Genomic DNA, 13,281 nt, shown 5'->3' on the forward strand with positions numbered 1-13,281 from the left:
TCCGGTTACAGCAGGTAGGAAAGGCCGACGGTCAGCGCGAAAGCGACCAGCGAAATCAGCGTCTCGAGCACGGTCCAGGTCTTGAACGTCTGCGCGACCGTCATGTTGAAGTATTCCTTGATCAACCAGAAGCCGCCGTCGTTGACGTGGGAAAAGATAACCGAGCCCGCGCCGGTCGCCAGCACCAAAAGCTCAGGGTGTGGATAACCCAGACCGATGGCCACCGGCGCGACAACGCCTGATGCGGTGGTCATCGCCACGGTGGCCGAGCCAGTGGCAACGCGCATCAGCGCAGCGAACAACCAGCCCATGATCAGCGGCGACAGATGAAATTCGTGAGCGAGGCCGACGATCTGATCGGTAACGCCGGCATCCACCAGAATCCGGTTCAAGCCGCCACCCGCGCCGACCAGCAAGGTGATGCTGGCGGTGGGCGCGAGGCATTCGTTGGTGAACTTGAGGATCGATTCGCGGTTGAAACCCTGAGCAATGCCCAGCGTCCAGAAGCTCAGCAAAGTCGCCAGCAACAGCGCGATCACCGAATTGCCGATGAACAGCAGGAACTGGTTGAACGCACTGCCGGGGGTGGAAATCAGATTGGCCCAGCCGCCGATCAACATCAGCACCACCGGCAGCAGAATGGTCGCCATCGTAATGCCGAAACCCGGCAGTTTGTCGCGCGGTTCACGGTCGAGAAATTGCTTTTCCAGCGGGTTGTCCGCCGGCAATTGAATGCGCGGCACGATGAATTTCGCGTACAGCGGGCCGGCGATGATCGCGGTCGGAATGCCGATCGCGATCGCGTACAACAAGGTCTGCCCGACCGACGCCTGATAGGCCTGCACCGCGAGCATCGCCGCCGGGTGCGGCGGCACCAGCGCATGCACCACCGAGAGCCCGGCAACCATCGGCAAACCGACCATCAGAATCGACACGCCAACCCGGCGCGCCACGGTGAAGGCGATTGGCACCAGCAAGACGAAACCGACTTCAAAGAACAGCGGCAGACCGACCAGAAACGCAATGCAGACCATCGCCCAGTGCGCGTTCTTCTCACCGAATCTGTCGATCAGCGTGCGCGCCATCTGCTCGGCGCCGCCGGACTCGGCCATCATCTTGCCGAGCATCGTCCCCAATGCCACCACCAGCGCAATATGCCCCAACGTCTTGCCGACGCCGGCCTCATACGCACCGACCACAGCCGACGGCGGCATCCCGGCCACCAGCGCCAGGCCCAGGGAAATCAGGGTGATGACAATGAACGGATTGAGCCGGTAACGGGCGATCAACACGATCAGCGCGATGATGGCCACAGCGGCGTAGACCAGCAGCCAATAGCCGAAGGAAGGCGTCATGCGGTACTCCTCGAAAGGGTCACGTTCGAATGGGTTGTGAAACTCATAAATCATTTCGAGATAGAGATTTCAAACCGCATGAAAGTAATTTTCGTGGAGAGACAAGGTGTGTCGCTGATGGGTATGGCGTGTCGTGATTAATGAAAATCGGAGGGCGGGATTTTCATGGCTTCCTGGCCACCACAAAGTCCCTGTGGGAGCTGGCTTGCCAGCGATGACGGCGCCACGTTCAACATGGGTGGCGACTGATCCACCGCTATCGCTGGCAAGCCAGCTCCCACAGGAATTACATTTTTCCAGGCAGAACGCGGTCACCTGTGGGAGCGAGCCTGCTCGCGAATGGCTTCACTCGGTGCGCGCTGGACTCACACCATTTCGTTACGAATCCATTCAACCACCGACGTGCGCTTCGGCGTCCAGCCCAGCAGTTCCCGGGCGTGTTTGCCGCGTACGCGGCTGTTGGAACCGAGGCCGTAGTTGGCCATTTCGTAGCCCCATTCGGCTTCGGCGTCAGGCAATGGCCAGTCTTGCGGTTTGCCCAGATCGAGGGCTTCGGCCATGGCGGTGGTCATGTCGATGAACGAGGCTTCACCGCTCTCGACAAAGTAGAAAGTGCCCGGCACATTCCTGGTCAGCGCCAGCAGATACAAGGCGACGACGTCTTCGATGTGCACGTTGGACCAGATGTTCTGCCCTGTCCCGACGTGGCGAACGACGCCGCTTTTGCGCGCCTGCTTGAGCAGTCGCGGCAATTGCACGCTGTCGCGTTTGACGCCCAGGCTGTGGCCGTAAATCAAGGTGTTGCAGATCACCGCCGAGTTCACGCCATCCTTCGACGCAGCGAGCACCAGGTTGTCGATGGCTACGCGATCGGCCTTATCGACAGTCGGTTCCGGCAGGTGGTCTTCGTAATAAATGACATCGCTGGATTTGCCGCCGGAGGCATCGCCAACGATGCTCGAACCGCTGGTGTGCAGAAAGACTTTATTAGAACCGCGCAAAGCGTCGAGCAACGCTTCAACCGCACCGCGATGATCGCTGCTCGCAGCATTGATCACCGCATCGGCGGCACGCGCCTGTTGCGCCAGCAACTGGCTGTCATCAAGGGTGCCGATCAGCGCGTTCATGCCCAATGCTTTCAGCTCATCAGCCTGCTCGGCGCTGCGCACCAGACCTGTAACTGTGTGCCCGGCCTGCACCAGGCCGGTGGCGATGGAACCGCCGATAAAACCGGCAGCGCCGGTGACGAATACGTTCATGGAGAAACTCCCTGCGTGAATAAGTGATGCAGCGAGTATCGGCCGATGAAACCCGGCGAAAAACCCGCCCTCGGCCAATTCACTCTTGCGCAGGGATCACGAATCAGCCTTTGAATTCGGCGCTGGCATAGGCGGCGAGTTTGCCCTGGATAAAGTCGAGGAAACACTGAATGCGCAACGCCAGTTGCGAGTTGCGGTAGTACACGGCGTTGATCGGCTGGCGATAGCCACTGTTGAATTCACCGAGCAGGACTTTCAGGCGTCCGGCGCGGATGTCGTCGATGGTCATGAAGTGCGACAGACAGGCAATGCCCTGCCCTTCCAGTGCCAAATGGCGCACGGTCTCACCACTGGAGGCGCTGATTGCCGGGGTGATCGGCCAACGGTCGCCATGCACATAGCGCAGCGGCCACTGGTTGAGGCCTTCGTTCTGGGTAAAGCCGAGCAACGTGTGTTCGCTCAAATCCGCCACTTGTCGTGGCGCACCGTGTTTTTTCAAATAGGCGGGGCTGGCGACGATCATTAATGGGCTGCAACCGAGCGAACGCGCATGCAGCGTCGAATCGGCGAGGGTGCCGATGCGGATGGCGACGTCGGTGCTTTGTTCAAGCAGGTCAATGATCAGGTCATTGCTGTTGAGTTCGAGCAGGATGTCCGGGTACAGCTGCCGGAATTCGTCGATGTAGGGAACGATGGCGTGGAGCATGAACGGCGAGGCAGCGTTGATGCGCAGGCGCCCGGATGGGGTCTGCTGGCGCGAGGACAGGCGTTCTTCGAGTTGATCCATCTGGTCGAGAATCAGCTTGGCCTGTTCGAAGAAATACTTGCCCTCCTCGGTCAGGTCCATGCGTCGCGTGGTGCGGTTGATCAGCGTGGTGTCGAGCTTGGCTTCGAGCTTCGACAGCGTGCGACTGACGGCCGACGGCGTCTGGCCGACCTGCTCGGCGGCGGCGGAAATCGAACCGCACTCGATCACGCAGACGAAAATCTGCAACTCATCGGATCTGGCTTTCACGGGTGTCCTCGCTGGAATCGCCGATCGCAGCCCGTCGCCATGCCCCCTGCAGGAGCTGCCAAAGGCCGCGATCTTTTGCTGTACCCGGATAGTAGCCCGAAACCCATCAAGCCTTGAGGCCAAACACCTCAGTCAGATGCTGCTCATAGCGCACCACATCATTCTCGATATTCGGACGCTTCATTACGTCGACGCAGAGGAAGGTCGGCAGCGCGGTCATGCCCAGAAACTCGTTGGCCTTGTGGAACGGGAAGTACACGGCGTCCACGCCTTTGGCTTCGAAGAAATCCGTCGGATCATCGAAGGCTTGCTGCGGTGCGTTCCAGGTCAGCGACAGCATGTATTGCTTGCCCTGAATCAGACCGCCACTGCCGTACTTCTGCGAAGCATCGGAACGGGTGCGACCGTCGCTGGCGTAGAGGCTGCCGTGGCCTTCGGTGAAGACTTCGTCGATGTACTTTTTCACCGTCCACGGCGCGCCCATCCACCAGCCCGGCATCTGATAAATGATCACGTCGGCCCAGAGGAATTTCGCCACTTCTTCGGCAACGTCGTAGCCTTCATCAATGAAAGTGGTCTTGACGTCGACACCGCCGCGATCGAGCACGCTCAGCGCGGTTTCGTGCAGGGTGGTGTTATAGCGGCCATCGGAGTGGGCGAATTTTTTACCGCCATTGAGCAACAGCACTTTCTTCATCGGAAAACCTCGGCGCAGCCTTTGAGGCTGGATTGAATCAAGAATTGGAATGGCCGCAGATTAACCATCGATCTCGCGCGGAAACAGCCACATCGACGCAAAATACATTTGATCAAAACGCACGAATCGATCGCCAATTGTTGCCGTAGCATCGCCGCTTTCTGCTTTTGAGGAAGTTGTGATGAGTGAACGCCAGGGTTTTATCCTGCACGCCAAGACCCGCCCGGAAAAAGCCGCCGAATTCGAAGCGCTGTTCCGCGCTTACGTCGAGCCGAGCCGCGCCGAACCGGGCTGCATCGAGTACCACATGCTGCGCGACCAGCAGGATCCGACACTGTTTATCTTCTACGAGATCTGGGCCAGCCAGGCGCATCTGGATGAGCACTCGGCATTGCCGCACATGAAAGCGTTTTTCGCCAGGCGCATGGACTATCTGGAGCGCGATTTCGATATCCGCGCGATCGACATGCTCAGCGAATCGTCGGCTAGCCGCTGATCAGCAAATGGGCGCCGAGCGCGCCCAGTCCGATAAAGAACACCCGCTTGAACAGCACCGCACTGATGCGCTGACGCAGCCACTGACCGAGCCACATGCCAAGCATGGCCGGGATCAGCGCCAGCAGCGAGGCGCTCAATTCGCTACCGCCGAGTGCGCCGTGCCAGAGCAGCCCAGCGGCCAGCGCCAGGGTCGAGACGGTGAAGGACAGGCCGAGCGCCTGCACCAGCTCATCGCGGCTCAGCCCCAGCGCTTGCAGGTACGGCACCGCCGGAATCACGAAGACGCCGGTGGCTGAGGTGATGACGCCGGTGATCAGGCCACACAGCGGGCCGAGCCAGCGTTCATGACGCGGGTTGACGTGCAAAGTCGGCAGAAACAGTCCGCTCAATGCGTACAGCAGCAGCGCCGCGCCAAGTCCGCGCACCACCCAATGGCCGCCGGCCATGCCGATCCACAGGGTGCCGATGCCGGTGCCGAGGAAGATCAGCAGCAGCATGGGCCAGAGGCGTTTGATCAAGCTTTTCAGGTGACCACCGAAGGCCAGTTGCCAGAAATTGGTGAGGGTCGCCGGAATGATCAACAGCGCGGCTGCCTGCGCCGGCGCCATAGCCAGACCGAGCAGGCCCATCGCGACAGTGGGCAGGCCGAGGCCGATCACGCCTTTGACCGTGCCGGCGAGGAGGAAGGTGGCGATGACCAGTAGAGAAAGGGTCAGGCCGAGGGTTTGGTAGAAGTCGGTCAGTGTGTGCATTGGGGTAATGTGCACTGATCCGGGCTGGGGGAAAATCTGCCATATACTTAGGCAGCCTCTTCCTTTGCAAGAGGCTGACATCGGCTTTGAGGCATCTGACCTCTTCGCGAGCAGGCTCGCTCCCACACGGGATCTGCGCTGTACATAAGTCCCTGTGGGAGCGAGCCTGCTCGCGAAAGGGCCAGCCCAGCCACCGCGAAACCACAGGCAAACCCCATGCACTTCGACCTCACCGACCTGCGCCTCTACCTGCACATTCTCGACACTGGCAACATCACCGCCGGCGCCGCCCGCAGCCACTTGTCCCTAGCCGCCGCCAGCGCCCGAATCCGCGCGATGGAAGCCTCGCTGGGCGCCGAATTCCTCGAACGTGGTCGGCGTGGCGTCACCCCGACCCCGGCCGGTAAAGCCCTCGCCCGCCATGCGCGCATTCTTTTGCAACAGGCCGAACGCATGCAGCAGGATCTGGCCGATTATGCGCATGGCGTCAAAGGCCAGGTGCGGCTGTTATGCAACACCACGGCGATCACCGAGTACCTGCCAGAAGTGCTCGCGGACTTTTTGCGCAGCCATCCCAATCTCGACATTGATCTACAGGAACTGCCCAGTGCGCGAATTACCCATGCCTTGCGTGAAGGCGCAGCGGATCTGGGCATCGTCTCCGACGCGGTCGACACCAACGGCCTGCAGACCCAGGCGTTTCGTGATGATCCGCTGGTGCTGATTCTGCCGCTCGATCACCCGTTGTCCGACGTCGCCGGGGTCAGTTTCAGCGACGCGTTGCAGCACGACTTTGTCGGATTGAGCGCCGACAGCGCACTGGCGATTTATCTGGAAGAACAGGCGCTGCACAGCGGCGCACGGATGCAGGTGCGCATTCGCGCCGATGGCTTTGATGGCGCGATGCGTATGGTCGCCCATGGCGCCGGCCTGGCCATCGTGCCGTTGGCCGCTGTCGAACGTACGGCGCTCAAACGGTTCCAGTGCTTGACCCTGAATGAGCCGTGGGCGCGCCGCACGTTATTGCTCTGCGCGAGAGACTTCGCCGCGCTGCCGGGTTATGCCAACGCATTGTTACAAGCGCTCACCGCTGCGCGCGTTTCTGAGCACTCCGATGTCGACCCCAGACAACTGAGCGACGACCGGCCGCTATAGGGTGCGACTTCAATTCTCAAGTCCACCTGCCCGGAGTCCCTCATGACCGCGACCGCCCCTATCACCGTTCTGCGCGACACCCACCCGCTGCCGGTACTCGACGCCTGCAAATGGGAAAAACTCGAAGGCGACCCGCACACCGTCAACCTCAATGCCTACACCAGCGAAGACGGCAGCAAGATCATGGGCACCTGGATCTGCACACCGGGCAAGTGGCGCGTCGATTATGTGAAGTGGGAGTACTGCCATTTCCAGGAAGGCTACTGCGTGATCACCCCGGACGGCATGGCGCCGATTCATCTGCGCGCGGGCGATATCTTCGTGGTTGAGCCGGGTATGAAAGGCACGTGGGAAGTGGTCGAGACCGTGCGCAAATACTTCGTCTTCGCCTGATGCAAAAAAGCCGGGAAATCACCCGACATGATTTCCCGGCAAATATCCCGGCGTTGCTAAAAACCTGTGGCGAGGGGATTTATCCCCGCTCGACTGCGCAGCAGTCGCAAACCCTGAGCACTCGGTTTGCCTGACACAATGTAGGGGGCTGCTGCGCAACCCAACGGGGATAAACCCCCTCCCCACAAAGGGCTGATCGCGTTACTGCGGCTTGCGATAGCTGTTGATGATCGCCGAGAAGTCTTTCCCACCGTCACCGCGCTGACTCATCGCCTGATACAACTGCTGTGCCACCGCGCCGAGCACCACCGGTTGATGCGCCTGCCGCGCCGCTTCCGTCGCCAGCCCGAGATCCTTGAGCATCAGTTCTGCACCGAACCCGCCGGTATAACCGCGCGAGGCCGGCGCCGTTTCGACGATGCCCGGCCACGGGTTGTACATCTCCGAACTCCAGCAGCGGCCGGTGGAGCTGTTGATGATCCCGGCCAACACGCCGGTGTCGATCCCCAGCGCATCGCCCAACGCCATCGCCTCACTGACGCCGACCATCGAAATCGCCAGCAGCAGGTTGTTGCAGATCTTGGCGATCTGGCCGGTGCCGACTTCACCGCAATGCACAATGTTGCGGCCCATCTGCGCCAGCACCGGTTGCAGGGTGGCGAACAGTTCCGGGGTAGCGCCGACCATAAAGGTCAGCGTCCCAGCCGTCGCACCGCCAGTGCCGCCGGAGACCGGCGCATCGGCCATGGCCACGCCTTGTTTGGCGGCGGCCGCTGCGACGTCGCGGGCGGTCTGCGGATCGATGGTGCTGCAATCCACCGCCGGCACGCCTTGGCGAATGCCGGCGAGCACGCCCTCTTCACCCAGCCAGACACTGCGCACATGCACCGCGGCCGGGAGCATGGTGATCACCAGTTCGGCATCTTCCGCCGCCTCGCGGGCCGAAGCGCGGATGGTGCCGCCCAGTTGCTCGAGTTCCGCCAGCACGGTTTTGTTCAGGTCGACCAGATTCAGCGAGTGGCCGGCCTTGATCAGGTTGCGCGCCATCGGCGCGCCCATGTTGCCCAGCCCGATAAATGCGATTTTCATGATCGAATCCTCAGCGCAGGTTGATGGTGGTGTTCACGCCGTCGTTGACGCTGTCGTCATCGAACCAGCGCGCCGTGACCGTTTTGGTCTGCGTGTAGAACTGCACCACTTGCTTGCCGTACGGGCCGAGGTCGCCGAGTTTCGAACCGCGCGAACCGGTGAAGCTGAAGAACGGTACCGGCACCGGAATCGGAATGTTGATGCCGACCTGACCGACGTCGATTTCAGTCTGGAATTTACGCGCCGCCGCGCCGCTCTGGGTGAACAGGCCGGTGCCGTTGCCGAACGGGTTGGCGTTGACCAGCGCAATCGCCTGATCGAGGGTGTCGACTTCCAGCACCACCAGCACCGGGCCGAAGATTTCCTGGGTGTAGATCTGCATGTCGGTGGTCACACCGGAGAACAGGGTCGGGCCGACAAAATTGCCTTGTTCATAACCCGGCACGCTGATGTCACGACCATCGAGTTCAAGCTTGGCGCCTTCCTTGATGCCGCTTTCGATCAGTTCGAGAATCCGCGCCTTGGCCTTTTTCGAAATCACCGGACCGACATCGGTGCCTGGCTCGCTGCCGGCGTTGACCTTGAGTTTTTGCGCCAGTGCTTTCAGGTCTGGCAGCCACTGTTTTGCGGCACCGACCAGCACCACCACCGACGTGGCCATGCAACGTTGCCCGGCCGCACCGAAACCGGCGCCGACCAAGGCATTCAGCGCTTGCTCGCGATTGGCGTCCGGCAGTACCACGGCGTGGTTTTTTGCGCCCATCATCGACTGCACGCGCTTGCCGTGTTTGCCGGCCAGGTCATAAACGTGGGTGCCGACAGCGGTCGAACCGACGAACGACACGGCTTTGATGTCCTTGTGCGTGCACAGACCATCGACCACATCCTTGCCGCCGTGCACGACGTTGAGCACGCCCGCCGGAACGCCAGCCTCAATGGCCAGTTCCACCAGCAGCATGGTCGACAGCGGATCCTGTTCCGACGGCTTGAGCACGAAGGTGTTGCCGCAGGCGATCGCCATCGGGAACATCCACAGCGGAATCATCGCCGGGAAGTTGAACGGCGTGATGCCGGCGCACACACCGATCGGCTGGCGCAGGGTGTAAGTGTCGACGCCGCCGGCGACGTTCTCGGCGAATTCACCCATTTGCAGGGTGCCGATCGAGCACGCGTGCTCGACCACTTCCAGGCCACGGAAAATATCGCCTTCGGCATCAGCAATGGTCTTGCCCTGCTCGGCGCTGAGGACCACTGCGATGCGCTTGGAGTGCTCGCGGATCAGCGCTTGCAACTTGAGCATGATGCGCATCCGCGCGCCGATCGGGGTCAGTTTCCAGGTCTGGAACGCGCGCTGGGCGGCGCTGACAGCGGCATCGACCTCAGCGGCGGTGGCGAACGGAACCTTGGCCAGCACTTGCTGGGTGGCCGGGTTGACGATGTCGTGCCACTCGGTGGTCTGCGACTCGACCCATTCGCCGTCGATCAGCAGTTTGACCTTTTGCAGCGTGGTGTCGTTGGGCGTAAGCGATGCGTTCATGCTGGTCTCCAGAACTTGTTTTTATCGTAGGAGCCAAGGCGAAAGGTTCGCCTTGAGATGAGGCGTGTGTCACGAATTGGTTGTCGGACTGTTTTTGGAGTATAGATGTGCAAACTTCTAATAAGAACGCACATATAAGCCCGACCATCATGCAAAAAAACATCACCTCGCTAGGCTCGCTGAACTGGGACGACCTGAAGTTTTTCCTTGAAGTCGCCCGCACCCGCAAGGCCAGCACCGCCGCCAAACGCCTGGCCGTGGACTACACCACGGTGTCGCGACGGATCAGTTCGCTGGAAGCGGCGCTCGGCACATTACTGTTCGAGAAATCCCGCACCAGCGGCTTCGTCCTGACCACTGAAGGCCAGCGCTTGCTCGGTTATGCCGAGTCGATCGAAAGCACATTGCACATGGCTTGCGAGCAGGTTTCGGGCTCGGGCGTGGCCCTGTCCGGGCACGTGCGCATGGGCTGCACCGAAGGCTTCGGCAGTTTTTTCATCACCCCGCAACTGAGCCATTTCGTCGACGCCTACCCGGCGATCTCGGTGGACATCCTGCCGCTGCCGCACTTCATCAGCCTGTCCAAGCGCGAGGCCGACATCGTCATCGCCCTCGAGCGGCCGGAGCACGGGCCGTACGTCTGCTGCAAACTCTGCGACTACCGCTTGCAGCTGTACGCAACCCAGGACTATCTGGACAAACACCCACCGATCCGCCGCCCGGCCGATTTGAGCAAGCATCAATTCATCAGTTATGTGGACGACCTGGCGTTCAGCTCGGAGCTGCTCTACCTGGCCAACGTGCTGCCCGGCGCCAGCGCAAACTTGCGCAGCACCAGCGTGATCGCGCAATACGTTGCCGCGCAGCAGGGCCGCTCGCTGGCAATCCTGCCGTGCTTCCTCGCCGCGCAGGATCCACGATTGCTGCCGGTGTTGCCGGAGGAAATCGACATCACCCGGCAGTTCTGGATGTACTGCCGCGAGGATCTGCGCAAGTTGAAGCGGATTACGTTGTTGTGGGATTACATCCGCGAAGTGACTGAACGCAATCAGGCGTTGTTGATGGGTGAAACGCGGGAGATGCGCTTTGCCGATTAGTCGGCGCTGACCACGATCGACACCCGGCGATTTTCCGTGCGCCCCGCTGCGGTGTCGTTGGAAGCCACCGGTTCGCTGCTGCCCAGGCCTTGCAGCTGGATGTTTTCCTGCTTCATGCCGACCGTACCGAGGACGTTGGCGACGCTCTTGGCCCGGCGCAGCGACAGTTGCTGATTGTAGGTTTCCTTGCCGGACGCATCGGTGTGGCCATCGACGCGCACCCGCTCGATTCCCACGCCGAGCAACGCCTTGCCGATGCGTTCGACGATTTCCGTGCTGGCTGCGTTCAGGCTTTCGACATCGCTGCCAAACAACACTTTGCCCGACAGGCCGAACTCCCAACCGTCGTCGGTCAACTCGAAACCCTGCTGTTTGAGCACGGCGACCTGCGCGGGTGTCAGGCCTTTCTGTGGGGTGGTCTGGCAACCGCTCAGGGTCAGCGCGGCGATCATCAGCAATGCGGAAAAAAGTCGAACGGGAAGAGTGAACACGGACATCAGCTCCTGGTATGAACGGAATCGACCGGGCGCTCCGACCCGGCGGTGAATTGCGCGCCACGCGACAGGCGCTTGGCCTGGTACATTGCCGCGTCGGCTGCGTTGAGCAAGGCACCCGGCGTGGCGCCATGATCGGGGTAAACGGCGATGCCGATACTCAGCGAGGTCACCACACTGCTGTCGCCGGGCAGGGTGATCGGCATGTCCATGCTGGCGAGAATCTTGTCAGCGATGTGCTCAGCGTCTTCGACCGTGTGCAGCGGCGCGAGCAGCACGGCGAACTCGTCGCCACCCAGCCGCGCGACCAGATCATCCTCGCGCAATTGCGCTCGCACGCGATTGGCGATGGCCACCAGCACTGCGTCGCCCGAGGCGTGGCCGAAGTTATCGTTGATGCCTTTGAAGCGGTCGCTGTCGAGAAACAGCACGGCGACCCGCTCATCGTGTTTTTTGCCGTTGCGCAAGGCGCGGATCAAGCGGCCTTCGAAAAACGCGCGGTTGGGCAAACCGGTGAGGCTGTCGTGGGTCGCTTGGTGAGCGAGAGTTTCGTTTTCGTTTTGCAGATGGGTTTGCCACGACTCGAGTTCGCCGAGCAAGGCATTGAAGTCGTTGCCCAGATTATCCAGCTCAGCGATCTGCGCCGGCGGCACGCGCCGATCCAGCGCTCGCTCACTGCGCGCGGCGTGGGCGACGGCGGCGAGGCTGTGCAACGGGCCGATGATCGCGCGCAACTGCCGCCGCGCCAGATAGAGCGCGACCCAGGCGCTGATCGCGGTGCAGAGCACAATCCCGGCCAGGCCGCTGAGCAGGAAGCGCATCAGGCTGCCGCCGTGGCCGATGAGCAGGACGCGACCGATTTCACGGTCCTGATGCTCAATCGGCAGGCTCACCGGTTTTTCCAGAAGAGCGCGGGTGATCTGCATTTCCAGCTCGGAGAACAAGCCGGTCTCGACGCGCTGCCATTGCGCGATCAATTGGCCTTGCGCGTCGAGCACTCGGGCATCTGCCACTTCCTCAGTGGCGGCGATGATCGCCAGCGCCTCGGTTGCCGCCGCTTTGTCATTGAACACGACGGCCGCTTCGACGGTGTAGCTGATCGAACGGGCGATCAAGTGCAGGTTGTGATCGGCATACACCCGCAGCGCGAGCACGCCCAGCAAGGTCAGCGAAACACTGGCCATCGCTACCGCCACCAGCGCGACAATCAAATGCCCACGGCCAATGACCGAACCAAGGGTGGGGCGAGCCTTCCAACTGAACAGCTTCATGGCGCCGCCGCTTTGCGACGGGACAACTGCAACACGCTGGGGTGAATGCGCACACCACTGCGAGCCACGGAGTCGAGATTGACCTCGAACGACACTTGTTCATCGCCAACGCGCAGGCAGAACAGACTGCCGACGGTGCATTGATCGTCTGCTTCGCTGATGCTCAGCACCGGATGCCCGATCAACGATGCAAACAGGCGACTGCGTTCATCGGCGGTGAGCTTGCCGATGTACACCGCATCGCATTCGCTGACGATGCCCGGGTTGTCCGCCAGCAGACGCCGCACAGCCACCGGCCGGCCCGTGGCTTGGGTGGTGCCTTTGACCAGGTCATCGGTGTATTCGGTGGGGCCGACGATGCACAGACGCAATTGCGCCGGCTCCACTGGCCAGCGTGCGTAACTGAGGATGCCAAGAACCACTTGCGTGACCGCTTTGGCCCGTTGCTCGGCCGGCCCGGTTTGCGCTTGGGCGATGGCGCTGCCCGTGAACAACCAGAGCAAAACGATCAGCAATGCGTGCTGGCAGGCCACCACACGCTGTGTCGCCCAGACGGCCACCTTCATGGAGGGATTCTCTTGGAGCGTAACGAAATGATGCCGCAACGATAGCACAGCGCCAGAACACCAGCGAGGCGCCTGCCTCTGACCGGTTGGTCAGTACTCGTTG

14 protein-coding genes are annotated in these 13,281 nt (G+C 61.4%); 4 read left to right on the plus strand and 10 right to left on the minus strand.

All coding sequences use genetic code 11. The features are described from left to right. Positions 1 to 5 precede the first annotated feature (5 nt). The 4 genes from AB4N48_RS20845 to AB4N48_RS20860 all read right to left on the minus strand — a co-directional run bounded on the left by AB4N48_RS20845 (position 6) and on the right by AB4N48_RS20860 (position 4,326). Positions 6 to 1,355 (minus strand): GntP family permease, encoded by a 1,350-nt coding sequence (locus AB4N48_RS20845; RefSeq protein ID WP_460094243.1) that lies wholly within the window; start codon positions 1,353 to 1,355, stop codon positions 6 to 8. A gap of 365 nt (positions 1,356 to 1,720) precedes the next feature. Next, positions 1,721 to 2,614 (minus strand): NAD-dependent epimerase/dehydratase family protein, encoded by an 894-nt coding sequence (locus AB4N48_RS20850; RefSeq protein WP_252885290.1) that lies wholly within the window; start codon positions 2,612 to 2,614, stop codon positions 1,721 to 1,723. 103 nt (positions 2,615 to 2,717) lie between these two features. Beyond that, complete coding sequence (locus AB4N48_RS20855) at positions 2,718 to 3,629, minus strand: LysR family transcriptional regulator (protein ID WP_252887289.1); 912 nt, start codon at positions 3,627 to 3,629, stop codon at positions 2,718 to 2,720. A 106-nt stretch (positions 3,630 to 3,735) separates the two neighbouring features. Then, positions 3,736 to 4,326 (minus strand): NADPH:quinone oxidoreductase MdaB, encoded by a 591-nt coding sequence (locus AB4N48_RS20860; RefSeq protein ID WP_042608814.1) that lies wholly within the window; start codon positions 4,324 to 4,326, stop codon positions 3,736 to 3,738. A gap of 181 nt (positions 4,327 to 4,507) precedes the next feature. Between AB4N48_RS20860 and AB4N48_RS20865 the strand changes: the two genes are divergently transcribed. Further along, positions 4,508 to 4,822: a putative quinol monooxygenase gene (locus tag AB4N48_RS20865; protein WP_130927351.1), complete on the plus strand. Its 315-nt coding sequence runs from the start codon at positions 4,508 to 4,510 to the stop codon at positions 4,820 to 4,822. Here AB4N48_RS20865 and AB4N48_RS20870 read toward each other — a convergent pair. After that, the gene (locus AB4N48_RS20870; RefSeq protein ID WP_315435344.1) at positions 4,812 to 5,576 is read right to left on the minus strand and encodes a sulfite exporter TauE/SafE family protein; all 765 of its coding nucleotides are present in this window, start codon (positions 5,574 to 5,576) and stop codon (positions 4,812 to 4,814) included. The two genes, AB4N48_RS20865 and AB4N48_RS20870, sit on opposite strands and share 11 nt — an antisense overlap. A 216-nt stretch (positions 5,577 to 5,792) precedes the next feature. Here AB4N48_RS20870 and AB4N48_RS20875 point away from each other — a divergent pair, with 216 nt between their 5' ends. Together AB4N48_RS20875 and AB4N48_RS20880 are read left to right on the plus strand one after the other, a co-directional pair. After that, positions 5,793 to 6,731, plus strand: a complete 939-nt coding sequence (locus AB4N48_RS20875) for a LysR family transcriptional regulator (protein WP_460094244.1) — start codon at positions 5,793 to 5,795, stop codon at positions 6,729 to 6,731. Between the two features lie 42 nt (positions 6,732 to 6,773). Continuing rightward, positions 6,774 to 7,124: a cupin domain-containing protein gene (locus tag AB4N48_RS20880; protein WP_016770579.1), complete on the plus strand. Its 351-nt coding sequence runs from the start codon at positions 6,774 to 6,776 to the stop codon at positions 7,122 to 7,124. A 201-nt stretch (positions 7,125 to 7,325) separates the two neighbouring features. Here the strand turns inward: AB4N48_RS20880 and mmsB are convergent, their stop codons facing one another. Both mmsB and AB4N48_RS20890 read right to left on the minus strand, forming a co-directional pair. Then, positions 7,326 to 8,213 carry a 3-hydroxyisobutyrate dehydrogenase gene (mmsB, locus tag AB4N48_RS20885; RefSeq protein ID WP_042608810.1) on the minus strand — a complete coding sequence of 296 codons (888 nt, stop codon included), beginning with the start codon at positions 8,211 to 8,213 and terminating at the stop codon, positions 7,326 to 7,328. Positions 8,214 to 8,223: 10 nt separating this feature from the next. Beyond that, positions 8,224 to 9,750 (minus strand): CoA-acylating methylmalonate-semialdehyde dehydrogenase, encoded by a 1,527-nt coding sequence (locus AB4N48_RS20890; protein ID WP_024011486.1) that lies wholly within the window; start codon positions 9,748 to 9,750, stop codon positions 8,224 to 8,226. Between the two features lie 149 nt (positions 9,751 to 9,899). On the opposite strand from AB4N48_RS20890, the gene AB4N48_RS20895 reads away from it, so the two are divergent. Further along, the gene (locus AB4N48_RS20895) at positions 9,900 to 10,847 is read left to right on the plus strand and encodes a LysR family transcriptional regulator (RefSeq protein ID WP_016771799.1); all 948 of its coding nucleotides are present in this window, start codon (positions 9,900 to 9,902) and stop codon (positions 10,845 to 10,847) included. On the opposite strand, the gene AB4N48_RS20900 is transcribed toward AB4N48_RS20895, so the two are convergent. Genes AB4N48_RS20900 through AB4N48_RS20910 form a run of 3 tightly spaced genes read right to left on the minus strand, consistent with a single transcriptional unit; the run spans position 10,844 to position 13,178 of the window. Next, a complete protein-coding gene (locus tag AB4N48_RS20900; protein ID WP_460094245.1) occupies positions 10,844 to 11,344 on the minus strand; it encodes an OmpA family protein in 501 nt (166 codons plus the stop codon). The two genes, AB4N48_RS20895 and AB4N48_RS20900, sit on opposite strands and share 4 nt — an antisense overlap. Beyond that, on the minus strand, positions 11,344 to 12,612 hold the full coding sequence (locus AB4N48_RS20905; RefSeq protein WP_076565622.1) for a diguanylate cyclase domain-containing protein: 1,269 nt from the start codon (positions 12,610 to 12,612) through the stop codon (positions 11,344 to 11,346). Before AB4N48_RS20905 ends, AB4N48_RS20900 begins: the two co-directional genes overlap by 1 nt. Next, a complete protein-coding gene (locus AB4N48_RS20910) occupies positions 12,609 to 13,178 on the minus strand; it encodes a YfiR family protein (protein ID WP_024011482.1) in 570 nt (189 codons plus the stop codon). The genes AB4N48_RS20905 and AB4N48_RS20910 overlap by 4 nt, the downstream gene beginning before the upstream one ends. Positions 13,179 to 13,281: the final 103 nt, after the last annotated feature.

The sequence above is a fragment of the Pseudomonas sp. S2_C11 genome (genome assembly GCF_054668395.1).

Excerpts from the sequence above, each read along its gene's own strand:
- AB4N48_RS20905 (WP_076565622.1), bottom strand. The coding sequence starts at position 12,612 with ATGAAGCTGTTCAGTTGGAAGGCTCGCCCCACCCTTGGTTCGGTCATT.
- AB4N48_RS20910 (WP_024011482.1), bottom strand. The coding sequence starts at position 13,178 with ATGAAGGTGGCCGTCTGGGCGACACAGCGTGTGGTGGCCTGCCAGCAC.
- AB4N48_RS20875 (WP_460094244.1), top strand. The coding sequence starts at position 5,793 with ATGCACTTCGACCTCACCGACCTGCGCCTCTACCTGCACATTCTCGAC.
- AB4N48_RS20895 (WP_016771799.1), top strand. The coding sequence starts at position 9,900 with ATGCAAAAAAACATCACCTCGCTAGGCTCGCTGAACTGGGACGACCTG.
- mmsB (WP_042608810.1), bottom strand. The coding sequence starts at position 8,213 with ATGAAAATCGCATTTATCGGGCTGGGCAACATGGGCGCGCCGATGGCG.
- AB4N48_RS20870 (WP_315435344.1), bottom strand. The coding sequence starts at position 5,576 with ATGCACACACTGACCGACTTCTACCAAACCCTCGGCCTGACCCTTTCT.
- AB4N48_RS20890 (WP_024011486.1), bottom strand. The coding sequence starts at position 9,750 with ATGAACGCATCGCTTACGCCCAACGACACCACGCTGCAAAAGGTCAAA.
- AB4N48_RS20865 (WP_130927351.1), top strand. The coding sequence starts at position 4,508 with ATGAGTGAACGCCAGGGTTTTATCCTGCACGCCAAGACCCGCCCGGAA.
- AB4N48_RS20880 (WP_016770579.1), top strand. The coding sequence starts at position 6,774 with ATGACCGCGACCGCCCCTATCACCGTTCTGCGCGACACCCACCCGCTG.
- AB4N48_RS20900 (WP_460094245.1), bottom strand. The coding sequence starts at position 11,344 with ATGTCCGTGTTCACTCTTCCCGTTCGACTTTTTTCCGCATTGCTGATG.
- AB4N48_RS20850 (WP_252885290.1), bottom strand. The coding sequence starts at position 2,614 with ATGAACGTATTCGTCACCGGCGCTGCCGGTTTTATCGGCGGTTCCATC.
- AB4N48_RS20845 (WP_460094243.1), bottom strand. The coding sequence starts at position 1,355 with ATGACGCCTTCCTTCGGCTATTGGCTGCTGGTCTACGCCGCTGTGGCC.
- AB4N48_RS20860 (WP_042608814.1), bottom strand. The coding sequence starts at position 4,326 with ATGAAGAAAGTGCTGTTGCTCAATGGCGGTAAAAAATTCGCCCACTCC.